This is a genomic window from Loktanella sp. DJP18 (genome assembly GCF_049310965.1).
In the GTDB taxonomy this organism is placed as follows: Bacteria; Pseudomonadota; Alphaproteobacteria; order Rhodobacterales; family Rhodobacteraceae; genus Loktanella.
On record NZ_JBMERN010000046.1, the window covers coordinates 1 to 23,915 of the forward strand.

Genomic DNA, 23,915 nt, shown 5'->3' on the forward strand with positions numbered 1-23,915 from the left:
AACCCTCTATCGCGAATCAAGCAGTGACCCGTGCCTTATTTACGGCACAATTCCCGAATGAATGGCTAATGGGTCACTATGTTGCGCGAGGCCACCCTTTGGTTGCGCTAACATGTCGCTGGTTGCGCTAACGTCGCAAATCCAGTCTGTTCCGGCTTAAAAACATGGTGCTAAGAGGGACGCAGGCCACCGCCGGCCGCAAACCTTAGGAGCGCTGTCATGGACCACGGAATGGTCAACCCCGCGATGAAACTTGACGATCAAGGCATCACAGGTCTGGGCGCTGTCTATTACAACTTGTCTGCCGCAGACTTGCAGGCCGCCGCCGTCGCAGCAGGCGAAGGCATCGAAGGCAAGGGCGGCCCGTTCCTGGTGACGACAGGCAAGCACACCGGTCGGTCGCCCAAGGACAAGTTCGTCGTGCGCACACCCGATGTCGAAGACACGATCTGGTGGGACAACAACCCACCGATGGACCCAGCCAAGTTCGACGTCTTGCACGCCGACATGCTGGCGCATCTGAAGGGCCGCAATGCCTATGTGCAGGACCTGTTCGGCGGTGCCGACCCGGCATACCGGGTGGATGTGCGTGTCGTGACGGAACTGGCGTGGCATGGCCTTTTCATCCGGCACCTGCTGCGTCGGCCCGAGGCGTCGGAGCTGGCGTCATTCATGCCCACATTCACGATCATCAACGTCCCCAGCTTTCAGGCCGATCCAGCCCGTCACGGCTGCAGGAGCGCGACGGTCATCGTCACGAATTATGCAAAGAAGCTGATCCTGATCGGCGGCACCGAATATGCGGGCGAGAACAAGAAATCCGTTTTCACCCTGCTGAACTATCTCATGCCCGACCAGGGCATCATGCCGATGCACTGCTCGGCCAACCACGCCCACGGCAATCCGGTCGACACGGCCGTCTTCTTCGGGCTGTCGGGCACCGGCAAGACGACCCTGTCCGCCGATCCTGCCCGGACGCTGATCGGTGACGACGAACACGGCTGGTCCGACCGCGGCATCTTCAATTTCGAAGGCGGCTGCTACGCCAAGACGATCAACCTCCGCGCCGAGGCTGAACCGGAGATCTATGCGACCTGTTTCATGCCGCAGACCGTCATCGAGAACATGGTCCACGACCCCAAGACGCTGGATCTCGACTTCGACGACGACAGCCTGACGGCGAATACGCGCTGCGCCTATCCGCTGGAGTTCATTTCGAACGCGTCCGACACCGGGCTGGGCGGCCATCCAAAGAACATCATCATGCTGACCTGCGACGCCTTTGGCGTGCTGCCTCCGATCAGCCGGCTGACGCCCGCACAGGCGATGTATCACTTCCTGTCCGGCTTCACCTCGAAGGTCGCAGGCACCGAACGCGGTGTGACGGAACCGGAGCCTACATTCTCCACCTGCTTTGGCGCGCCCTTCATGCCGCGTCGGCCAGAGGTCTATGGCAAGCTGTTGCAGGACAGGATCGCGACCCACGGGGCGACTTGCTGGCTGGTGAACACCGGGTGGACCGGCGGGGCTTACGGCACGGGATCACGGATGCCGATCAAGGCGACGCGTGCGCTGTTGACGGCTGCGCTGGACGGCAGCCTTGCCGAATCGACCTTCCGCAAGGACCCGAACTTTGGCTTCGATGTGCCGGTGGCCTGCGACGGAGTCGACACGCGCCTGCTTAGTCCGCGGGACACCTGGTCCGACCCGGACGCCTACGACGCCCAGGCCGAGAAGCTGGTGCAGATGTTTTCGGACAACTTCGCAAAGTATGTCCCCTTCATCGACGACGACGTGAAGGCAGCCGCCATTGGCTGAGGCTTGCCGTTGACGGTGACGTCACTGGCATCCGCGTGCAAATCGGTTAGGGTCGAGCCATGCGCCTGACCCTTTCCTTCTTCTGCCTTCTGGCGACCGCGGTTCATGCCGCGCCCGCCGACATGACCGGTCCACAGATCGGCAGCCTGGAGACGGGCGTGATCTGCCCGCCGCCGACGGTCGGTGAAACCGCAGCACCGGATACCGTCGCCGGTGTCACGCATCTGGTGGCTGAGGACCCACCCTTCGTGTCGATGTCGCGCCGTGTGCCGGCCGTGATCGGCATCGGGTTCGGCGCGAAAAGCACGACCGCCGACCTGATGGGTCTGTCAGAGGTCACGATGACCGTGACCCACCCGCCAATGGGCAAGGATCGCATCACGCAACAAAGCTTCCTGACTCGGATCGACGGGATCTCGCCCTCGTTAACGTTCTACCAGTTCGACTATGCCTATGAACTGGTGCAGGGCCGCTGGCAGATGGAGGCTGTGAAGGACGGCGAGGTGCTGTATCGCGCGTCCTTCGACGTGGTTGCCCCGAAAGACGCACCCGCGCTTGCTCAGGTTTGCGGGTTCGAGGAACTGCTGTCCTAACCCATCAGTCCGCGCCGGATCAGATTGACCCCGGCAATGACAAGCACAAGCAGCGTCACCTTGCGGAACCTTTCTTGATCGAAATGATCCCCTAGGCGAAAGCCCATCCACATGCCGATCATGGCCGGAGCCACCAGCAGCGCCGAAAGCCGCCAGGTCTGCGCGTTCAGCACGCCGGATTGAAGGTGCCCAAGGAACAGCATCACGGAACCGAGGCCATAAATGACGCCCTGCACCGCCATCTGTTTTTCGCGTGGCGTGCGCAGCGCCAGCAGGTACAGCACCGTCGGCGGCCCCCATGTGCCGGCCAGCCCGCCAAAGGTCCCTGCCGCCAGGCCCGCCCCCCATTCGAAGGGGCGACGCAGCCGTTCCGGGATCAGCGGTTGCCACCCCAGCAACTGGACAAGGCACAGGCTGACGACCGGCACGCCAAGGACCACGAACATCGCATCAGCCGAGATCACGGTCAGGAATTGTGCCGAAATCAGGATCATCACGCAGACGATCACAAGATAGCGCCAATGCTCGATGACTGCGGCCCGGGCCGGGCCAAGTCCGGATCGCGCGATCTGCCAGCCATTGCTGACCAGTATTGGCAGGATTATTCCAGCCACGACGATCTGCGGCTCGATCAGGATGCCCATGCCGCTGATCATGATCAAGGGCATGGCAAAGCCGACCGCGCCTTTTACGAAGCCGCCCATAAGCGTGACTATGCAAGCGAAAATTATGATGTGAGGCGGGAGGACGGCAAGCATATCTGTCATGTTGTCCGCAACATGGTGTATCCTGATCTTTGATGCTACGCAAAACTGCCGCGACACTTTCGTCTGAAAATTGATTATTGTGCGCATCAATATTGCGCTGCGACTGCAAAGCACTTATCTCTGCACCTGCAACATAACGAGGATAAGATCATGGCCCATGATGGCGCAGCCCGTGTGACGACCGATCCGGTTCTGACAGACCTGACGGCGCTGACGGCGGCCAGCCTGCCTGCCGTGGACTCGATCCTCACGGCTGCGCGGTCTGCTGTCAGTGTCTTGGTCAAGAACGATGGGCGCGTATCGGCCCGCCTTGTGGACCTGCACCAGACCGCCGCGCATGGCCTGGCGTGGCTTGCGACCTACGCGCAGGCGCTGCACCAGATGCAGGCCTGGGCCAACCGTCTGACTGCGGACGACAGATTCGGCGATGTCGAACAGCTGATCCTGCAAATTGCGTTTGGCGAGTACCTTGCACAAATCGGCGGCGGCATCCCGATGAGCCAGACCGAATTCGTTCGCCTCGATGAGATCGGCATCACCCCGGCGGATTGGGAGGCGTTCTTCGTCCCGCAGGTCACGACGCTGATCCAGCGCGGCAATACCCAGCCGGCGCGCACCCGCCTTGTCCAGCTCATGCAGGATCGCAGCGCAGAGCTGACGGTCGGGGCCTCCGGCCTTGATGAAGAGCTTGAGATGATCCGCGACCAGTTCCGCCGCTTCAGCCGCGAAAAGGTCGAACCCCATGCCCACGGTTGGCACCTGAAGGACGAGCTGATCCCGTTGGAGATCATCGACGAGATGGCCGAGATGGGGGTCTTCGGACTGACGATCCCGGAAAACCTGGGCGGGTTCGGCCTTTCGAAATCCGCGATGTGTGTCGTGTCAGAGGAACTGTCGCGCGGCTATATCGGCGTCGGATCGCTTGGCACCCGGTCCGAGATCGCGGCCGAACTGATCCTGTGCGGCGGCACCGACGATCAGAAATCGTACTGGCTGCCCCGGATCGCCAGCGGTGAAATCCTGCCCACGGCCGTTTTTACCGAACCAAACACCGGCTCTGACCTGGGATCGCTGCGTACGCGGGCCGTCCGCGATGGCGACGACTGGCACCTTACCGGCAACAAGACCTGGATCACCCACGCCGCCCGGACCCACGTGATGACGGTGCTGGCCCGCACGGACCCGGACACGACGGATTACCGGGGGTTGTCGATGTTTCTCGCCGTAAAAACGCCCGGCACCGATGCGGCCCCGTTTCCCGACGACGGCATCACCGGCGGCGAAATCGAGGTTCTGGGCTATCGCGGGATGAAGGAATACGAACTCGCCTTCGACGGTTTCGCGGTGAAGAGCGAAAACCTGCTGGGCGGAGAGACTGGGCGCGGCTTCAAGCAACTGATGCAGACCTTCGAGTCCGCCCGCATCCAAACCGCTGCCCGCGCCATCGGCGTCGCACAATCGGCCTTGGACGAGGGCCTGAAATATGCACAGGACCGCAAGCAATTCGGACAGCCCCTGATCGCTTTCCCCCGCGTGTCGGGCAAGCTGGCGATGATGGCGGTCGAGATCATGGTCGCCCGTCAGCTGACCTATTTCAGCGCCCATGAAAAGGACGCCGACCGTCGTTGCGACCTCGAGGCCGGGATGGCCAAGTTGCTGGGGGCCCGCGTCGCCTGGGCCTGCGCCGACAACGCCTTGCAGATCCACGGCGGTAATGGGTTCGCGTTGGAGTACAAGATCAGCCGCATCCTGTGCGACGCCCGCATCCTGAATATCTTCGAAGGGGCGGCGGAAATTCAGGCGCAGGTGATCGCGCGCCGTCTGCTGGACTGACGTCAGCCGGCGGTGACCGTGCGAGGGAGACCCAGACGCGGGTGCAACCGGCCGGCGACCATGAACCCGGCGGCCAGACCAATGCCGCAGGCTGCGAAGATCCCCGCCACTGGAGCCACTGCTAGGACCAGTGCCGCAACGGCAGGGGTCGTGATGCCCGATGCATCGCGAAAAGTGGCGTAAACGGCGACCATCTCTGTCCGTTCGGCCGGGCGCACGGCCATCAGGAACGGCAGGCCGCCGCAGACGTCCAGCAATACCAATGCGACGGACCCTGCCATGATGCACAGGACCGTCGCCCAAGGCCAGCCCGACAGCAGAAAACCCAGCATGAACAGGCTGGACGATACGGCGAATCCCAGCCTGACGCTACGCCGCACCCCGACCCGGCGCACCCGGCGCAGCATCAAAGGCGTTGCGAACAGAAGGCCGTTGCTCAGGCTCAGCGCGACGGCACCGACTTGGTCGCCAAGGCCCGCCTCGATGCAGAAGATGGGCAGATAGACGATGTAGACCCACCAGCCACAAGACCGCATCACCGCAAAGAACCAGCCCGCGATCAGGCGCGGCTGATCGGCAAAGCGGCCAAGGTAGGCCAGCGGGTTCGGCGTGGGCATCCGGGCCCGGGTGATCTGCCGCCCATTCCCAAGTCGCAACCGCCAGAAGCACACGACAAGCACGAAGGTTCCCAGACCCGCTAGAAGGAACGGTGCCGGCTCCCACCAGTTCAGCAGCGTCACGCCAAGGATCGGGCCGACGCTCCAGGGCACGGCGCTGTAGACCATGCGCATCGTCTCGTTCCGACCCAGTTCGATCCGGTGGATGTAGTCGAGGACATAGGCGTTGAGGCAGATGGTGAACGTCACCGTACCGACTGCATTGAACAAGAGGACCAGTGCCTTCGTGGCGGGCCCACCGGCCAATGCGATGCAGACGCCTGTCAGGTAGAATCCGCAGGCCAGCGTCATCATCCAGCGCCGTGGCACCCAACGTGCACCAAAGGGCACCATCAACCCGCAGAACATCGACCCGATCCCCACGAACAGGTAGATGCGGCTGACGATCGCGGCATCGCCTGTGGCGCGGTAGATGACCAGCGGCATCACGGACAGCAGGATCGCACGGATGCAGGCCTCTAACGCCGACAACGTTGCAAAATCGCGGATTTTCGGCGTAGGCGCGTGGGTCAGGTAAAGCGGGGCGCGGGGCGCGATCATGGCGCAGGGGTCCTGTTCAAGCCCTTCGCAAGTGCCACGCGTCCCGGTGGAGGGCTAGTCCAGACGCGACATTCCGCGTCGATTATGCCTGCCGCACGCCCTCCAGCATCCGGTCGTCACATGCGTCACCGTTCAGGACGCTGACATCGCCCGTCCGCTCGAAGACCACGGCCCGCACCTGTGTGAAGTCCAGCACATTCGCTTCGCGCAGCTTGCCGATCAGGTCGCCGACCGTCATGCCAGCGCCGCGCAGATTGTTGTGCAGGATTTCTCCGTCCCGCATGATCAGCAGGGGTGCGTTGTCAGTGACCGCGGTCACGCCGCCGATCCGCGCCCGCAATTGCGCGACAGCGCTTTGCACGACGAAAAGAGTCGTCAGCACCAGTGCGCCATGCCAGAACGGCCTGTCCGTCGAGAGGGATGTCGATGCAAGGACAGAGCCGATGGCGACGGTCACTGCAAAATCAAACCCCGACATCTTGGCGAAAGACCGCAACCCGAAGACGCGCGCCAACGCGACCACAAGCGCAATTGCCGCGACGGTGCGCAGCGCGATTTCAAAGCCCGTTCCGATCATTCCAGTCCTCCGGTTCAGCTAGGGGGCAACAGCCACCGCGCGTGATCGTTCCCCTCCTGCCGCGCGATCGCCTACTCGCCGCGCCGGATCGCCTCGATCAGGCGGGCGCGGGCGGGGGGCATGGTTGCGGCCGTCAGGGACCGCAGCAATTTATGTTCGATGAAATATCCCGTTGTACCAAGCGCTGTCACGATGTCGGTGGCACCCGCGTCACCCTTGCCCGCCAGCACCGGTGGCAAGGGCAGCAATCTGTCCGCCCAGTCCCCCGCCGCCTCGCGGCTGACAGCGCGGCCAGACCGGGGCGAGACGAAGGCCAGGTCCTCGTTCACGCCGCGCACAGCACAGGCGCTCAGATCCAGCGCGAAGCCAAGGTCCGCGAGCAGTGCCTGTTCCCATCGCAGGTAGGCCAGCGGCCAGACCTCGCCCTGCCCCAGCAGATCAAGAAGCTGAACTGTCCGGTCATACAGCGCAACATGCGCCTCGCGTTCCGGCAGAACGACACAGAGCAGGCCGCAAACCGCATTCAATCCCGCCAGCGCCAGACGGTCGCCCATCGCATTGACGGCGCGGCTGCGCAGCGGCTCGACGGTAAAGACCCCCAGATGATCGTCGAGCCGTGCTTTCCACGTCACGGCAACCTGCGCGCCCGGTTGCAGCGACGGTGCGATCCTCCGACTGACCCCGCCCCGCACGACGCCCGCGTGACGACCATGCGTGACGGTAAAGACCTCGACGATGGCAGAAGTCTCGCCGTGTGGCCGCACCCGCAAGACCGCGCCTTCATCAGCCCATGTGATCATCGCGTCGGACCCACCTGCTTCATCTGGCCAGATAAACTCCCGCCGGAGGCTGCGACTGTCGCAGACAGGCGCACGTCATTCCAGTCCCGGCTGATCCAGCAGATGCCGTCCCTGACGGTCCTCGACTTCGATCACCCAGAGGTCCGCGTCGAACCCGCGCTGCTTCGCGACAGAGGCGTCGACGTCCCGTTCCTCCCCTTCCGCCAGCGTGACCCAGACCCGTGCGCCCGTCATCAGGTCGAAGGATCGAGTCAAGGCCACGGCCTTTCCGTCCAGCGTGTTGAGTTTTACCAGCACGGCACCGGCTGTCGCATCGCCGCGGGCCACGACAAAGGCAGGAATGTCCATCACCCGCAGACGTGCCAGATAGGCGCTGACCCAGATGTCGGCCGTCAACCGCGGTTCAGGCATCGCCGTCGCGGAAATCGAGACCCATCTCGTCGTAGCGTTCCTTGTCCTCGAGCCAGTTTGCCCGGACCTTCACCTGCAGGAACAGATGCACCTTGCGGCCCAGAAGTTCCTCCATCTCGGCCCGCGCGGCCTGCCCTACGGCCTTGATCGTCTCGCCCTTGTTGCCCAAGACGATGCCCTTGTGACCGTCCCGAATTACGTAGATCAACTGGTCGATCCGGGCAGACCCGTCCGGGCGTTCCTCCCAGTTCTCGGTCTCGACCGTCAGTTGATACGGCAATTCCTGATGCAGGCGCAGCGTCAGCTTCTCGCGCGTCATCTCTGCCGCGATCTGGCGCAGGGGGCTGTCGGAAATCTCGTCGTCGGGATACAACCAAGGACCTTCGGGCACGGCTCCTGCCAGCCAATGCTTCAGCGTGTCGCAGCCGTGACCGCGTTCGGCGCTGATCATGAAGGTTTCCGAAAAGGGATAGGTCTCGTTCATCTGTTGCGACAATTGCAGCAGCGCCTCGGACTTCACCCGGTCGATCTTGTTGATCGCAAGCGCGACACGGGCCTTGCCTACCCGCTCGCCCAGCACTTCGAGGATCGCCTTGACACCTGCGGTCACGCCGCGCTGTGCCTCGATCAGCAGGACCACGACATCGGCGTCCCCTGCCCCCCCCCAGGCGGCTGCGACCATCGCCCGGTCAAGTCTGCGCTGCGGCTTGAACAGGCCCGGCGTGTCGACAAAGACCAGTTGGCTGTCACCGTCCTGTGCCACGCCACGAATGCGGGCGCGGGTCGTCTGGACCTTGTGGGTCACGATGCTGACCTTGGCGCCGACCATGCGGTTCAGCAGGGTCGACTTTCCGGCGTTCGGTTCCCCGATCAGCGCTACAAAGCCTGCGCGTCTGTTCTCCGTCATGGTCCGACCCTTTCGAGCAGCGCCTGCGCCGCCGCCTGTTCCGCCTGCCGTTTGGCCCCGGCGGTCGCCTCTGCAAATTCACCCGTCTCAAGCGTCACGCGAATGGTGAAGACCGGTTGATGATCCGGCCCTGTCCGCGCGATTTCCGTATAGGCGGGCGGTGGCGCGCCGCGCGCCTGCGCCCATTCCTGCAAGGCCGTCTTGGCGTCGCGCGCGTCCGTGGCGACAGTGCCGACCCGCGGCTGCCAGTGCTGCAGGATCACGCGCCGCGCCGCATCGAAGCCCGCGTCGTAATAGACGGCAGCGATCACCGCCTCCATCGCATCGGCCAGAAGCGCCTCCTTGCGACGCCCACCCGACTGCATTTCGGACCGGCCCAGTTTCAGCACCTCGCCCAGGCCGACCTCGCGCGCGACATCGGCGCAGGTCTCGCGCCGCACGAGCGCGTTGTAGCGGGGGGCGAGCAGACCTTCGGCGGCTCCGGGATCGGCCTGCAGCAGGGCCTCGGCAATCACGAGGCCGAGCACGCGGTCGCCCAGGAACTCCAGCCGCTGGTTGTCGTCGCGGTGGACGCTTGACATGCTGGAGTGGGTGACGGCCCGGATCAGCAGGGCCGGATCGGCGAACCTGTGTCCTAGCCGCCCGGCAAAATCGTCGAGTTGTGCGGAAAGCTTCATGTAACCACCTTCAAGATCCGCTCCCACCGCCAAGACCAGACCGCCAAGAGCGATCGACCCGCACTGGACAGAATAACCAGACTGACGCGCCCGACAAGGTTGTCGCGCGGCACGAACCCCGGCCCGCCCACGGCACGGGCAAGGCGGCTGTCGCTGGCGTTGTCGCGGTTGTCGCCCATGACGAAGTAATGATCCGCCGGAACGGTAAAGACACCGGTGTTGTCCATGCTGCGGTTGCCGACGTTCAGCGTCGGGTGGCTGGTGCCGTCAGGCAGCGTTTCGCGTGCGCGCCACTTCTCGCAAGCGGCACCGAAGCCGACGACACCATTGGCACACAGCGGATAGACCCGCGCCGGGCCGCGCGGCCCATAAGGTTCGGAGAACACACCATCGTCCACGACCCCGACCGGACTGTCGTCGATGAACAGTTGCCCGTCGCGCATCTGCACGCGGTCGCCGGGGGCTCCGATCAGGCGCATGACATGGTCCTGCCCGGTGACGGGGTGCCGAAAGACGACGACGTCGCCCCGCGCATAGGTGCGCGCGGCAGTGTTGACAGCGATCAGATCACCCGGTTGCAGCGTGGGACTCATCGCCTCCGACACGATGGTGAACGGGGCCCAGATCGCGCGACCCGCAATCAAAACCGAAACGACGCAGGCCATGGCCCAACCGATCGTCCGCAACCCGCCGTCGGGGTGCCGGGCCGCCGGGCGGCCCTGCTTCAGGCACAGGATCAGCGCCAGAATGACGCCTACGACCGGGATCGCCAGCAACCAGCCCCACCAGCCGGACCAGCCCAGGTCGTTCAACCGTCGCAGGCCATGCCCGACGACCGGCACGAACAACAGCGCCACGCCAAGGATTGCGGCAACCGCAACCGCCCCGGGCATATCGGAGCGCATCTGACTGAGTTCGAACGTGAGGCCGCAGACCGCGAAGGCCAACCAGACCAACGCAAAGGCAGTCCGTTTCGAACGACCGAACCAGTCGAATCCGTCGACCCAAAGCCTGATCGGGTTGAACCTGTCGAAACCTTTGGCGGCGCTGCTCATTCGATCTTTTTGAAGAACCGGTCAGCCCGCCATGTCCAGAACGCCAGCATCGACCGTCCTGCCGACGAAAAGATGACGCGGTCCGCGCGACCGACGATATCCTCGCGCGGCACGAAGCCGACGCCGTTCTGTGACTGCGGCACGCGGCTGTCCGTCGAATTATCCCGGTTATCGCCCATGAAGAAGAAATGGTCCGCCGGCACGGTGTAGACGCCCGTGTTGTCCAGCCCGCGATTGCCGATGTTGAGGATGTCATGCGACACGCCCTCGGGCAGGGTTTCGCTGCTGCGTTCCTTGATGCAGTCGGCACCGGGGGCAACCGGCGCATTCGCGCAGGCGGGCAGCGACTGCTCCGGTCCCTGCGGCGCGTTCACCTCTGTAAAGACGCCGTTGTCCTGCACCGCAACGGGCGCGTCGTTGATGTAGAGTTGACCTTCCCTCATCTGGATTCGGTCGCCCGGCAGACCGATCAGACGCTTGATGAAATCGCGGCCCGTGACAGGGTGGCGAAAGACGACGACGTCGCCGCGCTCTGGGTCGGAGCCGAACAGACGGTCGGTCTTACCCTTGAATACACCGCAGAAATCGTCTGCCCCGATGTCGACGTTCAACGCAGGAATCAGGATTGAGGGGCAAGAGGCGTAGGAGTATCCGTAGGCCATCTTGTTTACGAAAAGGAAATCGCCGATCAGCAGCGTGTCTTTCATCGAGCCCGATGGAATCCAGAACGGCTGGAACAGGATCGTACGAAAGGCCCCCGCGATCAACAGCGCATAGACCACCGTCTTGACGGTCTCGACCACGCCGCCCATCACGCCCGTCTGTTCGGCCATCACATCATTCCCGTTCCCAGCATTGTTCGGCTACATGATCGCACCCATCCGCCCTGTCAAGGCAGACCGCCCGCCCGCGCTGGACCGTGATTTTCTGCAAAGAAATAGAGGCCCTTAAAGCGGTCGCGCCTCGATCAGCACAAAGGCCTGCGCCCAGGGGTGATCGTCGGTCAGGGTCACGTGGATGATCGCCTGATGCCCCGGCGGGGTCATCGCGTCCAGCCGCTCCTTCGCCCAGCCGGTGACTTCCATCACGGGCTGGCCGGTGTGCAGATTGCTAACGGCCATGTCCTTCCAGGCGATCCCCATGCGCAGGCCTGTGCCCAGCGCCTTGGAACACGCCTCTTTTGCGGCCCAACGCTTGGCGTAGGTCCCGGGCGTGTCGGCGCGGCGTTCCGCCTTGGCCTGTTCGACGGAGGTAAAGACGCGGTTGCGAAATCGGTCGCCGAAACGCTCAAGGGTCCGCGCGATCCTGTCGATGTTCGCCAGATCGGTGCCGATGCCAAGGATCATGGATGGGCCGGCATCATGCGCTGTCCACGTCCGCCACCAGCAGATCGTCGCACAGCGCGATGAGCCGAGCGCCAAGTGCCCTGTGGCGCGGGTCGTCAGCATAGGCCGCCAAAGCCAGGGCATCACGGAAACGACCGACGAACCCATAGGCATAGGCAGGTGACCGGCCTTCGTAGTCGCGGTTCATGCCGTGGCGGAAATCGTCGAATCCCTCGATCTGACCGACAAGACCCGCCAGCCCCGCCATCACCGCGATCAGCGCATCGGGGTCGTGATCGGGCTTCAAGTGCAACAAGACGATGTGGTCGATCATGTGGCTGCCCCCGGTGCGTAGATATGTGCGATGCGATGCTCTTCGACGCCGCCCTGCCAGGCGAAGGCTCCGTTGCAGGCGCGGTGAAAATCGGTGATGCGCAACTGCGGAAACCGAAAGAAGGCGTCGTCCACGTATTCCTGCTGCGCCCCAAAGACCACGCGATCGATCCCGGCCCAGCGCATGGCGCCCAGACACATCTCGCAGGGCTGGCACGACGCGAGCAGCGTGCAGCCCGACAGGTCGCGGGTGCCAAGAATATCCGCCACCCGCGCCATCGCCACAACCTCCGCATGACGCGAGACGTCATTGGTGGCGCCGACCTCGTTGCGGGCCTGCACGAGGATGGTGCCGTCCTTGACGATGGCGGCGGTAAAGACGATGTCCTTGCCGTCAGCGTGAAGGTCTAGCGCATGATCCGCGACCCGGCGCATCGCCTCGGCTTCAATAGCGGTCAGTTTCATGACCGCGCCGCATCCATGCAGCGGCGCATTTCCGCAATGGCCCCCGGCAGGCCGCGAAAGATCGCTTCTCCGATCAGGAAATGGCCGATGTTCAACTCCCGCACCTCGCGCAGGGCCACGATGGGCCCGACGCTGTCGTAGGTCAGGCCGTGGCCGACGTGAATTTCGAGCCCAAGGGAATGGCCGAAGGCGGCGGCCTCTGTCAGCCGCGTCAGCTCGCGGTCGCGGTCGTCCCAGCGGCCTTCGGCCCAGGCGTCCGCATAGGCCCCGGCGTGCAGTTCGACCACCGGTGCCCCGATGCGGTGCGCGGCTTCCACCTGATCGCGGTCGGCGGCGATGAACAGCGACACGCGGCAGCCGGCCTCGCGTAGCGGCGTGATGTAGTCGCCCAGCACATGGGCCTGTCGCGCGACCTCCAACCCGCCTTCCGTGGTGCGCTCCGCGCGCTTTTCCGGGACCAGGCAGACAGCATGCGGACGGGTATCCAGTGCGATGCGCTGCATCTCGGCTGTCGCGGCCATCTCGAAATTCAGCGGCACGGTCAGCCGCGCCTTCAGGGCGGCCATGTCCGCGTCGCGGATGTGGCGGCGGTCTTCGCGCAGGTGGGCGGTGATGCCGTCGGCCCCGGCCTCTTGCGCCATCAACGCGGCGCGCAGCGGATCGGGATTGTCGCCGCCGCGCGCGTTTCGCACGGTCGCCACATGATCGATATTCACACCCAGCCGCAGTTTCTCAGTCATGCCCGTCACTTTCGTTGATACGCCGCACCCTAGCCTGCCGCCGGGCCGTTGCCATCCCCGGATTTCGGGGACGACAGCGCCATCAGCTTGTTGCGCAGGATGTTGCGGCGTCGTTTCTGATAGGCCTGCAGGACCGGCACCGACAGATAGTACGCGATCGTTGCAGCGATGATGCCCGGCAGGATGCCGCCGATCATGTAGGGATAGAAGATGTCGAAATAGAAGATGGAAAGCCCATGCCAGTCCATGCGTTCAGGCGTGAAGATCGCGATGACGTTGTGCCAGAGATCGGCCCCGGCGTCCGCGAATTTTTCGCCGAGCGAAGTGGTCGGGCCTTTCGGCTCGCTGCCCAGCAGCCAGTGCCCGGTTTTGAGAGACACCGCCGCAATCGGGAGATAGGTCAGCGGATTGCCGAAGAAGGTCGCCATGAGGGCGGCCAGAAAATTGCCGCGCATCAGCTTGGCGATGATCGCGGCCACGATGAAGTGCAGGCCGTAGAACGGCGTGAATGTGGTGAAGACACCCGCCCAGATGCCGCGACCGATCTTTTCAGGCGTGTCCGGCAGGCGGCGCACGCGGTGTTTGACGTAGGAAAACGCGCGGCGCCAACCGCCTACCGGGTAGACGGCAGAGGTCACGACCTTCCACGCTGGCCGCTTGTCCCTGCGCTTGAACACCCGTGTCGTCCTTCCTCGGGCCTTAGCCCGCGTCATGCACCCCGGACTGGCCGGGATCGCGATACCGGCGAATACCGGAGACATTGCTGTCCGCTTCGACCGCCGTCATGACCCGGTGCAAATGCTCTGCGTCGCTCAGGTCGATATCGATCAGCAGGCGATAGTAGTCCGGCTTGCGGTCGATGAATTGCAGGTCAGAGATATTGGCCTTCTGCTCGCCGATCAACGTGCAAATCCGCCCAAGCACGCCGGCGTCATTGGTGATCGAAATGTCAAAGGTCACGGCATTGACCGCCCGGTGCTGCCCCTCTTCCCAACGCAGATCGACCCAGCGTTCCGGCTGATCCTCGAAGTCGACAAGGGCACCGCAATCGATGGCGTGGACGACCACGCCTTGACCACGATAGGTGATGCCAACGATGCGCTCGCCCGGCACTGGCTGGCAGCAGCGGGCGCGGCGGTGCGACTGGTCTGCGGCCAGACCCACGACGGCGCGTTGCGCGTCGATCTCGTCGCCCTGCCCCTGTGCGAGGTCGGGATAGATCGCGCGCACGATGTCCCGGGCGCTGATGTCGGCGCTGCCCAGGGTTGCCAACATGTCGTCGACGCTGTCGATGGCCAGCGCCTTGGCTGCGGTGCGCAAGGCCTTTTCCGTCAGCTTCTTGCCGATATTCTCGAAAGCGACCCGCGCCAGTTCGCGACCCAGCAGGATGAACCGGTCGCGGTCCGCCTCGCGCAGACTGCGCCTGATCGCCGTCTTGGCGCGCCCGGTCGTGGCGATGTCCACCCAGGTCGCCTGCGGCCTCTGCCCCTCGGCGGTGATGACCTCGACGCTTTGCCCATTCTTCAGCCGGGTCCACAGCGGCACGCGTATGCCGTCCACCTTGGCCCCGACGCAGGCCATGCCGATGCGAGTATGGATGGCAAAGGCAAAGTCGATGGGCGTCGCACCGCGCGGCAGCTTGATGACGTCGCCCTTGGGGGTAAAACAGAACACCTGATCGGTGAACATTTCGAGCTTCACGGCCTCGAGGAAATCGTCGTGGTCCTGATCCTCGTCCAGACGCTCTGTCAACTTGGAGATCCAGTGCACCGGATCGACGGCAAAGCGATTCTCGACCCGTTCGCCGTTGCGATAGGACCAATGGGCCGCCACGCCGGTTTCCGCGACCTCGTGCATCTCGCGCGTGCGGATCTGAACCTCGACCCGCTTGCCGTCGCGGCCGGAAACCGTCGTATGGATCGACCGGTAGCCGTTCGTCTTGGGCTGGCTGATGTAGTCCTTGAATCGGCCCGGCACGGCGCGCCAACGCTGATGGATCGCGCCAAGGACACGGTAGCAGTCGGCCTCGGTCGCGGTGATGATGCGGAACCCGTAGATGTCGGACAGACGGCTGAAACCCATGTCCTTTTCCTGCATCTTGCGCCAGATCGAATAGGGCTTCTTGGCGCGGCCCATGACCTCGGCCTGGATGCCGGCCTTATCCAGTTCGACACGCATGTCGGCGGTGATGCGCGGCACCACGTCGCCCGCCTCGCGCTGCAGCGTGATGAAACGGCGGATGATGCTGTTGCGGCCTTCGGGGTTGAGAACGCGGAACGCGAGATCCTCGAGTTCCTCGCGCATCCACTGCATGCCCATGCGCCCCGCCAGCGGCGCAAAGATATCCATCGTCTCGCGCGCCTTCTGAGCCTGCTTTTCAGGCTTCATCGACTTGATCGTTCGCATGTTGTGCAGACGGTCAGCGAGCTTGACCAGCGTGACCCGCAGGTCCTTGCTGGTCGCCATGAAGAGCTTGCGAAAGTTCTCGGCCTCTTTCGTCTCGCGGCTGGTCAGCTGAAGGTTCGTCAGTTTGGTGACGCCGTCCACCAGTTCCGCGATCTCTCGGCCAAAGCGGTCGGTGACGATCCTGAAGGACGCGGGCGTATCCTCGATCGTGTCGTGCAGCAGGGCGGTGATGACGGTGGCGTCGTCCATCTGCATGTCGGCCAGAATATGGGCCACGGCGATGGGATGGGTGAAATAGGGTTCACCGGAATGGCGGAATTGTCCCTCGTGCATCTCTTCGCCAAAGGCGAAGGCGTCGCGCAACAGCGCCTCGTTCGAGCGGGGATTGTAAGTGCGGACCAGCGCGATCAGATCATCTGCAGTCGTCATGCTGGTCCGGCACTTCTTTCTCTTGGCCGGGTGCGGCCCTTAACGCTGGCCCTGTGCTTCCATCAGGGCGCGCAGCAGCTTCTCTTCGCTCATGTCGTCCTCGACCGGCTTGTCGGCCTCGGCACCCATCAGCAAAGCCATCGAATCGTCTTCCGGCTCATCGACCTCGATCTGGGTCTGGTTGGCTTCGATCATGCGCTCGCGCAGATCGTCGGCCTGCTGTGTTTCCTCTGCGATCTCGCGCAGGGACACGACCGGGTTCTTGTCGTTGTCACGGGCGACGGTCACGGGCGACCCTGCGGTGATTTCGCGGGCGCGGTGGGCGGCGAGCATGACAAGCTCGAACCGGTTCGGGACCTTGTCGACACAGTCTTCGACGGTAACGCGGGCCATCGGCACACTCCAATTCTGTCCAGGCGGGGATGCAAGCCCTGCGTCTAGCGCGATCGCTGGGCAATGACAAGCAGGTATCGCAGCCTGTCAAGACCCTATTGCATTGCCAACGGACGGATCGCTGCAACATCGTCAGCAGGAAGGGCATCGCGCATCTGCAAGACGCTTTGGCCGGTGACCGGATGCACCCAGTCGGGCGCAATCTGCGCCAAGGGAACAAGCACGAATGCGCGATCCTGAAGACGCGGGTGCGGTAGAATCAGGCGGTCCGGCATTGCCTGTCGCTGAATGTCGGGGGCCATGTTGCGCCACCGCGTCTGGGTGCGTTCATTTGGCGCAATTTGCGTCCCAAGCGCCAAAAGGTCGAGATCAAGCGTCCGTGACCCCCAGCGCACGGTGCGGGTCCTCTGGGCCTCTAATTCTATTTCGTGTAGTATTGCCAGCAAATCGGTTGCCGACAGGGTCGTGTGCATCGCTATGGCCGCATTGACAAAATCTGGGCCAATCCCGGCCGGGTAGGCCGGTGTCGCAAACAGCGCCGACATCAACTCATCCCCGCCGCCAACCCTTTCGACAAGGCGCGACCTGCCTTTTAGTATAAAGGACGTTGCGGCAAATCGACCCTTCGGCGTATTACTGCCCAAGGAAACAAGCGCAATCTTGCCGAAGTTGCCCATCGGTCCGCCTTGCATGGTTTCGTGAGCGGGACCATACAGCCTCAATCGCTCAGGCCAAGCCACGCCAGGCCGCTCGGATCAACTCTATCGAAGCGCCGACGAACATCGTCGGAAAAGGATTACTCATGTTTTACCGTGACGAGCGCCTCGCGCTCTTCATTGACGGTGCGAACCTTTACGCGGCTGCCAAGTCGCTTGGGTTTGATATCGACTACAAGCTGCTGCGGCAGGAGTTCATGCGGCGTGGCAAACTGCTGCGTGCCATCTATTATACCGCGCTGCTTGAGAACGAAGAGTATTCTCCGATCCGCCCGCTTGTGGACTGGCTGCATTACAATGGTTTCGCGATGGTGACGAAACCCGCCAAGGAATACACGGACTCGATGGGCCGCCGGAAGGTCAAGGGCAACATGGACATCGAACTGACGGTCGATGCGATGGAACTCGCCCCTTTCGTCGATCACATCGTCCTGTTCTCCGGCGATGGCGACTTTCGTCCACTTGTCGAGGCGTTGCAGCGCAAGGGTGTCCGCGTATCGGTGGTGTCCACCATTCGCAGCCAGCCGCCGATGATCTCCGACGACCTGCGCCGCCAGTGCGACAACTTCATCGAGCTGGACGAATTGCGGGACGTCGTCGGCCGGCCGCCGCGCGAGACCGTCGATCGGACCGACGACGCCGAATAGGCCGATGCCCTCACCGACTGGACGACAGGTCTAGGGGGCATTACCTATGGGGTGACTAGGCCGGAGACCGCGATGACCAAGCCCCCGCTGACCCTTTACCTTGCCGCGCCACGGGGATTCTGTGCCGGTGTGGACAGGGCGATCAAGATCGTCGAGATGGCCCTTGATAAATGGGGGCCACCAGTCTTCGTGCGACACGAGATCGTGCACAACAAGTTCGTGGTGGATGGTCTGCGCGACAAGGGTGCCGTCTTCGTCGAAACGCTGGACGACTGTCCTGACGACCGCCCGGTCATCTTTTCGGCGCATGGTGTGCCAAAGGCGGTGCCCGCCGCCGCCGCGCGGCGCGAGATGATCTTCGTCGACGCCACCTGTCCGCTGGTCAGCAAAGTCCATATAGAGGCACAGCGCCATGCCGACAATGGCCTTCAGATGGTGATGATCGGTCACGCCGGCCACCCGGAAACCATCGGCACGATGGGCCAGTTGCCGGAGGGCGAGGTGCTGCTGGTCGAAACGGTCGCGGACGTCGCGCAGGTCGCCCCGCGTGATCCCGAACGCCTCGCCTTCGTGACGCAGACGACCCTGTCCGTCGACGACACCATCGACATCGTCGCCGCGCTCAAGACTCGGTTTCCCGCGATCATCGGCCCCCACAAGGAAGACATCTGCTACGCCACCACCAACCGCCAGGAGGCGGTCAAGGTAATGGCACCGAAATGCGATGCGATGCTGGTCGTCGGCGCCCCCAATTCAAGCAATTCCAGGCGGTTGGTCGAGGTCGGCGCCAAAGCCGGCTGCGCCTACAGCCAGCTTGTCCAACGAGCGGGCGACATCGACTGGCGGGCGCTGGACGGGATCGGTTCCATCGGCATCACGGCCGGCGCATCTGCCCCCGAAGTCCTGATCAACGAGGTGATCGACGCCTTTCGCGTCCGCTATGCCGTCACCGTGGAACTGGTCGAGACTGCCGTCGAGAACGTCGAATTCAAGGTGCCGCGCGTCCTGCGCGAACCCGCCTGACGCCGTCGCCAGAAAGGCTGCGATGGCTGATGCGCCAACTGTGCTGGCATGATCGCAGCGGACGATGGCACCAGCGCAGGCAGTCTGACACAGTGCGCCCGACCAACGAAAGATTGCCCATGTTCAGCCCCGTCCCTCGCGCACCTCTCCTGCTGGGCCTTGCCGGCCTCTGGCCCTTCTACTGGGGCTTTGCCACCCTTCTGATCCCCGATCTCGGCACTTGGGCTCTTCTGACGCTGGGCGGACGCTTTACTGCGCCGTTCGTGCAACTGTCCTACGGCACGGTCATCCTGTCCTTCATGTCCGGTGTCCTGTGGGGCTTCGCCACGCGCGACCCAGGGTGGAGCGGTTATGCCTTCTCGGTCATCCCCGCCCTCTGGGCCTTCTTCATGGTCGGCGGCGGGCCCGTCTCGGCTGCGCTGAACCTGTGCATCGGCTTTATCGGCCTGTTGCTGCTCGACCTGCACTTCTGGCAACGCCAGGCCGCACCTGCCTGGTGGATGTCGCTGCGGGCACTGCTGACCGGTCTTGTGGTCCTTTCGCTCTTGCCGCTGGCCTTCGCGTGACCGTTGTCCGCGCCAGTGCCGTCTACGACCGGCCCTGCGCGGGTTTCCATGCCGACAGGGGTGGACAAGGGCCTTACGGGCACCGATGACCCCATCATCGTGATCCAAGCCCGAAAAGTCGCAGATGCTTGACCTTTACGCGTACACCGATGGTGCCTGTTCGGGAAATCCCGGTCCGGGCGGCTGGGGTTGCCTGATGATCGCCCGCGACGGCGACACGATCGTCAAGCAGAAGGACCTGAGCGGTGGAGCCGCTGACACGACGAACAACCAGATGGAACTGCTCGCAGCGATCTCTGCCTTGGAAAGCCTGACCAAGCCCAGCAAGATCACGATCGTGACCGACAGCGCCTACGTCAAGGACGGTATCACCAGCTGGATTCACGGCTGGAAGAAGCGCGGATGGAAGACCGCTGCAAACAAGCCAGTCAAGAACGAGGCGTTGTGGAAACGCCTCGACGCCGCCACGCAGTCGCACGACGTGCACTGGCAATGGGTCAAAGGCCACGCAGGCCATCCCGAAAATGAACGCGCCGACGAACTTGCCCGCGCCGGCATGGCCCCGTTCAAGCGGTGACGACCCTTCATCTGGCCCGTTAAACTCCCGCCGGAGGCACCTCGCATGTCCCTTCTCGCCGCCCTCGATCACGCCGCCGTCTTCGTCTTTGCCCTGACCGGTGCCCTCGTTGCAAGCCGCGCACAACTCGATCTGATTGGCTTCGTCTTCCTTGCTGCCCTGACGGCGGTCGGTGGCGGCACGCTGCGTGACGTCATCCTCAATCGCGATGTCGTCTTCTGGGTCGCCAACCCGGCCTTCATCGGCGTCGCTGCCGTCGCCGCCGTCATCGTGTTCTTCACGGCCCACCTGCTGGAAAGCCGCTATCGCGGCATCGTCTGGCTGGACGCATTGGCACTGGCCGTGGCGGTGCCATTCGGCGTCGGCGTGGCGCTCGCGATGGACATGCCGTGGTCGATCGTCGTCATCATGGGGATCACCACCGGTTGCTTCGGTGGTCTGATGCGCGACGTGGTCTGCAACGAGGTGCCGCTGGTCCTGAAACAGGGCGAGCTTTACGTCACCTGCGCACTTGTCGGCGCGCTGGCGACGGTTGCGATGCTCGCCCTCGGCGCGCCTGTTCCCATCGCGCTGTTGTGCTGTGCAGCCGCCACGCTGGCCTTGCGTTGCGGCAGCATCGCACTGGGTTGGCGGCTGCCGGTCTACAAAAGCCGCCCGCCGCGCCGGTAGGATCGCCGGGGATGGTGGGCGGGGCGTCGTGGGCGGCGTCAGCCGCAACCACGCGCGCCGTCCATCAGACCCGCAGGAAGATCTTGCCGATGTGATCGCCCGCTTCCATCCGCGCATGGGCCTGTGCGGCATCCGCCAGCGCGAATTCCTGGTCCATCACCGGCCCGACACGCCGCGCCGCCAGCAGCGGCCAGACATGCGCACGCAACTGATCCGCGATTCGCGCCTTCGCCAGATCGCTTTGCGGGCGCAGCGTGCTGCCGGTCAGCGTCAGCCGCCGGGTCATCATCTGGACCATGTTCAGCTCGGCCTTTATGCCTTGCAGAAACGCGATCTGGACCAGCCGCCCGTCGTCGGCGAGCGCATTGATGTTGCGCTGCATGTAGCTGCCCCCCACCATGTCGAGGATCAGGTCGGCCCCACCCTCACCCTTCACCACCTCCACGAAATCCTCGGCCTTGTAGTCGATCGCGATCTCGGCCCCCAGATCGCGACACACCGCCAGCTTGTCCTGCGACCCCGCGGTCGTGAACACGCGCGCACCCAGCACAGCGCCAAGCTGGATCGCCGTCGTGCCGATCCCGCTCGATCCGCCGTGAACCAGAAACCGCTCTCCTGCCTTCAGGCCGCCCCGCATGAAGACGTTCGACCAGACGGTGAAATAGGTCTCCGGCAGGCAGGCGGCCTGTTTCAAAGTCATCCCGTCCGGCACCGGCAGGCAATGCGCCGCTGGTGTGGCCACGTATTCCGCATAGCCACCGCCCGGCAGCAATGCGCAGACAGCGTCACCGACGGACAGGCCCGCGACATCGGTTCCGACCGCATGGATGGTTCCCGCACATTCCAGCCCCGGCAGGTCGGACGCGCCCTTTGGTGGATCGTAGGCACCGGCCCGTTGCAGCGCGTCCGGGCGATTGACGCCAGCGTAGGCTACCTTGATGACGACCTGATCCGCGGCAGGTTCAGGCATCGGCCGGTCGCAAAGGGTCAGGACCTCGGGCCCACCCGGCCTGCTGATCTCGACCGCCTTCACAGGTCGCCGCCCGTCCGCCACAGGCCGGGCACGTTCGGATCGCGAACGCGCCCCGGTGCCTTGATGGCGCCCAGCAGGCGGTTCAGCGGTCCGGTCAGCGGTGCCAGAAGGCGGTTCCCGTTCACCTGCGCCTTGAATTTCTCGATCTGCATGACCTCACCGATCCGCCGGTCGATGAAGGCATCGGTGTCCCCATGGCCCTCGCTTTGGTCGCCCAGCCAATACAGCACGACCGACGCCCAGACACCTGACAACGTCGCCCGTTTGGTGTACCAGTTCACGTCGTCCGACGTGTCGCCCAGCGCCGTCCAGATCGCATCCGCCGTGCCCCAGATCAGTCGCGCCCCATCCGCGGCCAGATGCGGCAACGCGAACAACGCCGTTCCGCGCCGCACCGCCTCCTTGTCCGCCACCAGGTCAAGCCGCAGCCGCAGCGCCCGCGCGATCTTGTCGCGAAACCGCAGCGCGCTCAGGTCCTCGGTCCTCAGGGCCTGCACCATCGCCCGGTCGCCTTCGCGGTGGAACAGCACCGCCATGTCAACGGCCCCGCGCGGAAACAGGACCCGCGCCTGATCGGCACTGATCCCCGTCTGCGCAATGGCGGCCTGAAAGGTGGCGGGCGACCAGCCGTCGAAGGCGACGTTCGGCAGAGCAGCATCCAACAGCTTGATTTTGTTCGGATCGGTGACAGTCTCGGGCATGATCGCTCCTTCAGCAGGGTCACTGGACAAGATAGGGCAAGGTTGCTATATGCCCACTTCCTGCGAATTTTTGCAAATCCAACTTAGAGAGGTGGTGAAAACCACATGCAGGTTAGTGTTCGTGATAACAACGTCGATCAGGCGTTGCGTGCTCTGAAGAAGAAACTTCAGCGGGAAGGCGTGTTCCGCGAAATGAAGCTCAAGCAGCATTTCGAGAAACCCTCCGTCCGCAAGGCGCGCGAGAAAGCCGAAGCCATCCGCCGTCAGCGCAAGCTGGCGCGCAAGAAGGCCCAACGCGAAGGGCTGCTGTAAGGCAACCCCGCCCCGATAACGACAGAAAGAACCCTCGCACTGGCAACAGGCGGGGGTTTTTTCTTGTTCGATTCCTCAAGGATTTTACCGATCCGTAAGGTTCACCCCGCAAGGTCGCGTTACAGTTGCAAGGACCGACCATGCCGCATCCTCCCAAGGGCCTACACTCTCGCCTCGCCATTGCCGGTCGCGAAAACACGTCCTTCGCCAATGGCTTTACGATGGCGTTCCAGCCGATCTACGACATCGAAACGGGCCACATCTACGCACACGAGGCGCTGGTGCGCAGCCCGGCAGGCGGTGGCGCGGCAGAGGTGATCCGCAATGTGACCCGCCATACGCGATACAGCTTTGACCGCAGGTGCCGGATCAAGGCGATCGCGATGGCGACGGCATTGGGATTGAACACGCGGCTGAGCGTCAACTGCATGCCGAATGCGGTGATGGACCCGGATACCTGCATCCATGCCACGCTGATTGCCGCCGAACACTACGGTTTCGACATCAGCAAATTGATCTTCGAGTTCTCGGAAACAGAGTATCTGCGCGACCCCAGACATCTGCGCGCGATCGTCGCCAGCTACCGCAAGTGCGGATTCATGACCGCCATCGACGATTTCGGTGCTGACCTTTCGGGCCTAGGCGCCTTGTGCGACATGCAGACGGACATCATCAAGCTCGACATGAAACTGGTGCGGGGGATCGAATCCGATGTCGGACACCAGCGGATCGTGCGGTCCATCGTAGGCATGTGCCGCGAGCTGGGCACCGCGGTCATCGTCGAGGGGGTCGAGACCCGTCCCGAATTCGACTTCCTGCGCGGCCTTGGCATCACGCGCTTTCAGGGCTTCTATCTGGGGCAACCCTTGCTGGAAGGCTTGCGCAGCGCCCCGCTGATCCCTTTGCCCGTCGCAGCCTGACCGCG

Annotated in this window: 29 protein-coding genes; 10 read left to right on the plus strand and 19 right to left on the minus strand. The window is 63.7% G+C overall.

Annotated elements, in window-relative coordinates; translation table 11 throughout:
* Window positions 1-219 precede the first annotated feature (219 nt).
* Both ACOI1H_RS13770 and ACOI1H_RS13775 read left to right on the plus strand, forming a co-directional pair.
* Window positions 220-1,818 carry a phosphoenolpyruvate carboxykinase gene (locus tag ACOI1H_RS13770; protein ID WP_422438276.1) on the plus strand — a complete coding sequence of 533 codons (1,599 nt, stop codon included), beginning with the start codon at window positions 220-222 and terminating at the stop codon, window positions 1,816-1,818.
* A gap of 59 nt (window positions 1,819-1,877) precedes the next feature.
* Complete coding sequence (locus tag ACOI1H_RS13775) at window positions 1,878-2,411, plus strand: DUF3859 domain-containing protein (RefSeq protein ID WP_422438278.1); 534 nt, start codon at window positions 1,878-1,880, stop codon at window positions 2,409-2,411.
* Here ACOI1H_RS13775 and ACOI1H_RS13780 read toward each other — a convergent pair.
* Window positions 2,408-3,178 (minus strand): sulfite exporter TauE/SafE family protein, encoded by a 771-nt coding sequence (locus ACOI1H_RS13780; RefSeq protein WP_422438279.1) that lies wholly within the window; start codon window positions 3,176-3,178, stop codon window positions 2,408-2,410. The genes ACOI1H_RS13775 and ACOI1H_RS13780 overlap by 4 nt on opposite strands.
* A 150-nt stretch (window positions 3,179-3,328) precedes the next feature.
* Here ACOI1H_RS13780 and ACOI1H_RS13785 point away from each other — a divergent pair, with 150 nt between their 5' ends.
* Window positions 3,329-5,011: an acyl-CoA dehydrogenase family protein gene (locus tag ACOI1H_RS13785; RefSeq protein ID WP_422438281.1), complete on the plus strand. Its 1,683-nt coding sequence runs from the start codon at window positions 3,329-3,331 to the stop codon at window positions 5,009-5,011.
* A gap of 2 nt (window positions 5,012-5,013) precedes the next feature.
* Here the strand turns inward: ACOI1H_RS13785 and ACOI1H_RS13790 are convergent, their stop codons facing one another.
* The 16 genes from ACOI1H_RS13790 to folK all read right to left on the minus strand — a co-directional run bounded on the left by ACOI1H_RS13790 (window position 5,014) and on the right by folK (window position 17,423).
* Window positions 5,014-6,228 (minus strand): MFS transporter, encoded by a 1,215-nt coding sequence (locus tag ACOI1H_RS13790; RefSeq protein ID WP_422438282.1) that lies wholly within the window; start codon window positions 6,226-6,228, stop codon window positions 5,014-5,016.
* An 82-nt stretch (window positions 6,229-6,310) separates the two neighbouring features.
* On the minus strand, window positions 6,311-6,805 hold the full coding sequence (locus ACOI1H_RS13795; RefSeq protein ID WP_422438283.1) for a DUF421 domain-containing protein: 495 nt from the start codon (window positions 6,803-6,805) through the stop codon (window positions 6,311-6,313).
* A gap of 71 nt (window positions 6,806-6,876) precedes the next feature.
* Window positions 6,877-7,605: a DNA repair protein RecO gene (gene recO / locus ACOI1H_RS13800; protein WP_422438284.1), complete on the minus strand. Its 729-nt coding sequence runs from the start codon at window positions 7,603-7,605 to the stop codon at window positions 6,877-6,879.
* Between the two features lie 75 nt (window positions 7,606-7,680).
* Window positions 7,681-8,016, minus strand: a complete 336-nt coding sequence (locus ACOI1H_RS13805) for a DUF1491 family protein (RefSeq protein ID WP_422438285.1) — start codon at window positions 8,014-8,016, stop codon at window positions 7,681-7,683.
* Entirely contained in the window at window positions 8,009-8,923 is a 915-nt protein-coding gene (gene era / locus ACOI1H_RS13810) for a GTPase Era (protein ID WP_422438286.1), read from the minus strand. The genes ACOI1H_RS13805 and era overlap by 8 nt, the downstream gene beginning before the upstream one ends.
* Complete coding sequence (gene rnc, locus ACOI1H_RS13815; RefSeq protein ID WP_422438287.1) at window positions 8,920-9,600, minus strand: ribonuclease III; 681 nt, start codon at window positions 9,598-9,600, stop codon at window positions 8,920-8,922. Before rnc ends, era begins: the two co-directional genes overlap by 4 nt.
* Entirely contained in the window at window positions 9,597-10,655 is a 1,059-nt protein-coding gene (gene lepB / locus ACOI1H_RS13820; RefSeq protein ID WP_422438289.1) for a signal peptidase I, read from the minus strand. The genes rnc and lepB (ACOI1H_RS13820) overlap by 4 nt, the downstream gene beginning before the upstream one ends.
* Window positions 10,652-11,488, minus strand: a complete 837-nt coding sequence (gene lepB, locus ACOI1H_RS13825) for a signal peptidase I (RefSeq protein WP_422438291.1) — start codon at window positions 11,486-11,488, stop codon at window positions 10,652-10,654. Before lepB (ACOI1H_RS13825) ends, lepB (ACOI1H_RS13820) begins: the two co-directional genes overlap by 4 nt.
* 114 nt (window positions 11,489-11,602) lie before the next feature.
* On the minus strand, window positions 11,603-12,001 hold the full coding sequence (gene acpS, locus ACOI1H_RS13830) for a holo-ACP synthase (RefSeq protein ID WP_422438293.1): 399 nt from the start codon (window positions 11,999-12,001) through the stop codon (window positions 11,603-11,605).
* Window positions 12,002-12,014: 13 nt separating this feature from the next.
* Window positions 12,015-12,314, minus strand: a complete 300-nt coding sequence (locus ACOI1H_RS13835) for a Dabb family protein (protein ID WP_422438294.1) — start codon at window positions 12,312-12,314, stop codon at window positions 12,015-12,017.
* The gene (locus ACOI1H_RS13840) at window positions 12,311-12,778 is read right to left on the minus strand and encodes a nucleoside deaminase (protein ID WP_422438296.1); all 468 of its coding nucleotides are present in this window, start codon (window positions 12,776-12,778) and stop codon (window positions 12,311-12,313) included. The genes ACOI1H_RS13835 and ACOI1H_RS13840 overlap by 4 nt, the downstream gene beginning before the upstream one ends.
* A complete protein-coding gene (locus ACOI1H_RS13845; protein ID WP_422438297.1) occupies window positions 12,775-13,518 on the minus strand; it encodes a pyridoxine 5'-phosphate synthase in 744 nt (247 codons plus the stop codon). Before ACOI1H_RS13845 ends, ACOI1H_RS13840 begins: the two co-directional genes overlap by 4 nt.
* A gap of 29 nt (window positions 13,519-13,547) precedes the next feature.
* The gene (locus tag ACOI1H_RS13850) at window positions 13,548-14,231 is read right to left on the minus strand and encodes a DUF2062 domain-containing protein (RefSeq protein WP_422438298.1); all 684 of its coding nucleotides are present in this window, start codon (window positions 14,229-14,231) and stop codon (window positions 13,548-13,550) included.
* Window positions 14,218-16,353, minus strand: coding sequence for a RelA/SpoT family protein (locus tag ACOI1H_RS13855; protein WP_422438299.1), 2,136 nt, complete (start codon window positions 16,351-16,353; stop codon window positions 14,218-14,220). The genes ACOI1H_RS13850 and ACOI1H_RS13855 overlap by 14 nt, the downstream gene beginning before the upstream one ends.
* A gap of 39 nt (window positions 16,354-16,392) precedes the next feature.
* Window positions 16,393-16,746: a DNA-directed RNA polymerase subunit omega gene (rpoZ, locus tag ACOI1H_RS13860; protein ID WP_422438301.1), complete on the minus strand. Its 354-nt coding sequence runs from the start codon at window positions 16,744-16,746 to the stop codon at window positions 16,393-16,395.
* A gap of 95 nt (window positions 16,747-16,841) precedes the next feature.
* Window positions 16,842-17,423, minus strand: a complete 582-nt coding sequence (folK, locus tag ACOI1H_RS13865) for a 2-amino-4-hydroxy-6-hydroxymethyldihydropteridine diphosphokinase (RefSeq protein ID WP_422438302.1) — start codon at window positions 17,421-17,423, stop codon at window positions 16,842-16,844.
* Window positions 17,424-17,548: 125 nt separating this feature from the next.
* Between folK and ACOI1H_RS13870 the strand changes: the two genes are divergently transcribed.
* The 5 genes from ACOI1H_RS13870 (at window position 17,549) to ACOI1H_RS13890 (ending at window position 20,944) form a co-directional block, all read left to right on the plus strand.
* Complete coding sequence (locus tag ACOI1H_RS13870; RefSeq protein ID WP_422438304.1) at window positions 17,549-18,109, plus strand: NYN domain-containing protein; 561 nt, start codon at window positions 17,549-17,551, stop codon at window positions 18,107-18,109.
* A gap of 72 nt (window positions 18,110-18,181) precedes the next feature.
* Window positions 18,182-19,132, plus strand: coding sequence for a 4-hydroxy-3-methylbut-2-enyl diphosphate reductase (ispH, locus tag ACOI1H_RS13875; protein WP_422438306.1), 951 nt, complete (start codon window positions 18,182-18,184; stop codon window positions 19,130-19,132).
* A gap of 119 nt (window positions 19,133-19,251) precedes the next feature.
* On the plus strand, window positions 19,252-19,698 hold the full coding sequence (locus ACOI1H_RS13880; RefSeq protein ID WP_422438308.1) for a DUF3429 domain-containing protein: 447 nt from the start codon (window positions 19,252-19,254) through the stop codon (window positions 19,696-19,698).
* A gap of 124 nt (window positions 19,699-19,822) precedes the next feature.
* On the plus strand, window positions 19,823-20,275 hold the full coding sequence (rnhA, locus tag ACOI1H_RS13885; RefSeq protein WP_422438310.1) for a ribonuclease HI: 453 nt from the start codon (window positions 19,823-19,825) through the stop codon (window positions 20,273-20,275).
* Between the two features lie 45 nt (window positions 20,276-20,320).
* Window positions 20,321-20,944 (plus strand): trimeric intracellular cation channel family protein, encoded by a 624-nt coding sequence (locus ACOI1H_RS13890; protein WP_422438312.1) that lies wholly within the window; start codon window positions 20,321-20,323, stop codon window positions 20,942-20,944.
* 64 nt (window positions 20,945-21,008) lie between these two features.
* On the opposite strand, the gene ACOI1H_RS13895 is transcribed toward ACOI1H_RS13890, so the two are convergent.
* Window positions 21,009-21,977, minus strand: a complete 969-nt coding sequence (locus tag ACOI1H_RS13895; RefSeq protein WP_422438314.1) for an NAD(P)H-quinone oxidoreductase — start codon at window positions 21,975-21,977, stop codon at window positions 21,009-21,011.
* Window positions 21,974-22,678 (minus strand): COQ9 family protein, encoded by a 705-nt coding sequence (locus tag ACOI1H_RS13900; RefSeq protein WP_422438316.1) that lies wholly within the window; start codon window positions 22,676-22,678, stop codon window positions 21,974-21,976. The genes ACOI1H_RS13895 and ACOI1H_RS13900 overlap by 4 nt, the downstream gene beginning before the upstream one ends.
* A gap of 105 nt (window positions 22,679-22,783) precedes the next feature.
* Between ACOI1H_RS13900 and rpsU the strand changes: the two genes are divergently transcribed.
* Both rpsU and ACOI1H_RS13910 read left to right on the plus strand, forming a co-directional pair.
* Window positions 22,784-22,990 (plus strand): 30S ribosomal protein S21, encoded by a 207-nt coding sequence (gene rpsU / locus ACOI1H_RS13905; protein ID WP_072857096.1) that lies wholly within the window; start codon window positions 22,784-22,786, stop codon window positions 22,988-22,990.
* Window positions 22,991-23,130: 140 nt separating this feature from the next.
* Window positions 23,131-23,910 (plus strand): EAL domain-containing protein, encoded by a 780-nt coding sequence (locus ACOI1H_RS13910; RefSeq protein ID WP_422438317.1) that lies wholly within the window; start codon window positions 23,131-23,133, stop codon window positions 23,908-23,910.
* Window positions 23,911-23,915 lie beyond the last annotated feature (5 nt).

Excerpts from the sequence above, each read along its gene's own strand:
- ACOI1H_RS13775 (WP_422438278.1), top strand. The coding sequence starts at position 1,878 with ATGCGCCTGACCCTTTCCTTCTTCTGCCTTCTGGCGACCGCGGTTCAT.
- recO (WP_422438284.1), bottom strand. The coding sequence starts at position 7,605 with ATGATCACATGGGCTGATGAAGGCGCGGTCTTGCGGGTGCGGCCACAC.
- ACOI1H_RS13770 (WP_422438276.1), top strand. The coding sequence starts at position 220 with ATGGACCACGGAATGGTCAACCCCGCGATGAAACTTGACGATCAAGGC.
- lepB (WP_422438291.1), bottom strand. The coding sequence starts at position 11,488 with ATGGCCGAACAGACGGGCGTGATGGGCGGCGTGGTCGAGACCGTCAAG.
- ACOI1H_RS13855 (WP_422438299.1), bottom strand. The coding sequence starts at position 16,353 with ATGACGACTGCAGATGATCTGATCGCGCTGGTCCGCACTTACAATCCC.
- ACOI1H_RS13805 (WP_422438285.1), bottom strand. The coding sequence starts at position 8,016 with ATGCCTGAACCGCGGTTGACGGCCGACATCTGGGTCAGCGCCTATCTG.
- ACOI1H_RS13850 (WP_422438298.1), bottom strand. The coding sequence starts at position 14,231 with ATGACGCGGGCTAAGGCCCGAGGAAGGACGACACGGGTGTTCAAGCGC.
- acpS (WP_422438293.1), bottom strand. The coding sequence starts at position 12,001 with ATGATCCTTGGCATCGGCACCGATCTGGCGAACATCGACAGGATCGCG.
- ACOI1H_RS13900 (WP_422438316.1), bottom strand. The coding sequence starts at position 22,678 with ATGCCCGAGACTGTCACCGATCCGAACAAAATCAAGCTGTTGGATGCT.
- rnhA (WP_422438310.1), top strand. The coding sequence starts at position 19,823 with ATGCTTGACCTTTACGCGTACACCGATGGTGCCTGTTCGGGAAATCCC.
- rnc (WP_422438287.1), bottom strand. The coding sequence starts at position 9,600 with ATGAAGCTTTCCGCACAACTCGACGATTTTGCCGGGCGGCTAGGACAC.
- ACOI1H_RS13840 (WP_422438296.1), bottom strand. The coding sequence starts at position 12,778 with ATGAAACTGACCGCTATTGAAGCCGAGGCGATGCGCCGGGTCGCGGAT.
- ACOI1H_RS13880 (WP_422438308.1), top strand. The coding sequence starts at position 19,252 with ATGTTCAGCCCCGTCCCTCGCGCACCTCTCCTGCTGGGCCTTGCCGGC.
- ACOI1H_RS13790 (WP_422438282.1), bottom strand. The coding sequence starts at position 6,228 with ATGATCGCGCCCCGCGCCCCGCTTTACCTGACCCACGCGCCTACGCCG.
- ispH (WP_422438306.1), top strand. The coding sequence starts at position 18,182 with ATGACCAAGCCCCCGCTGACCCTTTACCTTGCCGCGCCACGGGGATTC.
- ACOI1H_RS13870 (WP_422438304.1), top strand. The coding sequence starts at position 17,549 with ATGTTTTACCGTGACGAGCGCCTCGCGCTCTTCATTGACGGTGCGAAC.
- ACOI1H_RS13780 (WP_422438279.1), bottom strand. The coding sequence starts at position 3,178 with ATGACAGATATGCTTGCCGTCCTCCCGCCTCACATCATAATTTTCGCT.
- ACOI1H_RS13835 (WP_422438294.1), bottom strand. The coding sequence starts at position 12,314 with ATGATCGACCACATCGTCTTGTTGCACTTGAAGCCCGATCACGACCCC.
- ACOI1H_RS13845 (WP_422438297.1), bottom strand. The coding sequence starts at position 13,518 with ATGACTGAGAAACTGCGGCTGGGTGTGAATATCGATCATGTGGCGACC.
- rpsU (WP_072857096.1), top strand. The coding sequence starts at position 22,784 with ATGCAGGTTAGTGTTCGTGATAACAACGTCGATCAGGCGTTGCGTGCT.
- ACOI1H_RS13795 (WP_422438283.1), bottom strand. The coding sequence starts at position 6,805 with ATGATCGGAACGGGCTTTGAAATCGCGCTGCGCACCGTCGCGGCAATT.
- lepB (WP_422438289.1), bottom strand. The coding sequence starts at position 10,655 with ATGAGCAGCGCCGCCAAAGGTTTCGACAGGTTCAACCCGATCAGGCTT.
- ACOI1H_RS13910 (WP_422438317.1), top strand. The coding sequence starts at position 23,131 with ATGCCGCATCCTCCCAAGGGCCTACACTCTCGCCTCGCCATTGCCGGT.
- ACOI1H_RS13785 (WP_422438281.1), top strand. The coding sequence starts at position 3,329 with ATGGCCCATGATGGCGCAGCCCGTGTGACGACCGATCCGGTTCTGACA.
- era (WP_422438286.1), bottom strand. The coding sequence starts at position 8,923 with ATGACGGAGAACAGACGCGCAGGCTTTGTAGCGCTGATCGGGGAACCG.
- ACOI1H_RS13890 (WP_422438312.1), top strand. The coding sequence starts at position 20,321 with ATGTCCCTTCTCGCCGCCCTCGATCACGCCGCCGTCTTCGTCTTTGCC.
- folK (WP_422438302.1), bottom strand. The coding sequence starts at position 17,423 with ATGGGCAACTTCGGCAAGATTGCGCTTGTTTCCTTGGGCAGTAATACG.
- rpoZ (WP_422438301.1), bottom strand. The coding sequence starts at position 16,746 with ATGGCCCGCGTTACCGTCGAAGACTGTGTCGACAAGGTCCCGAACCGG.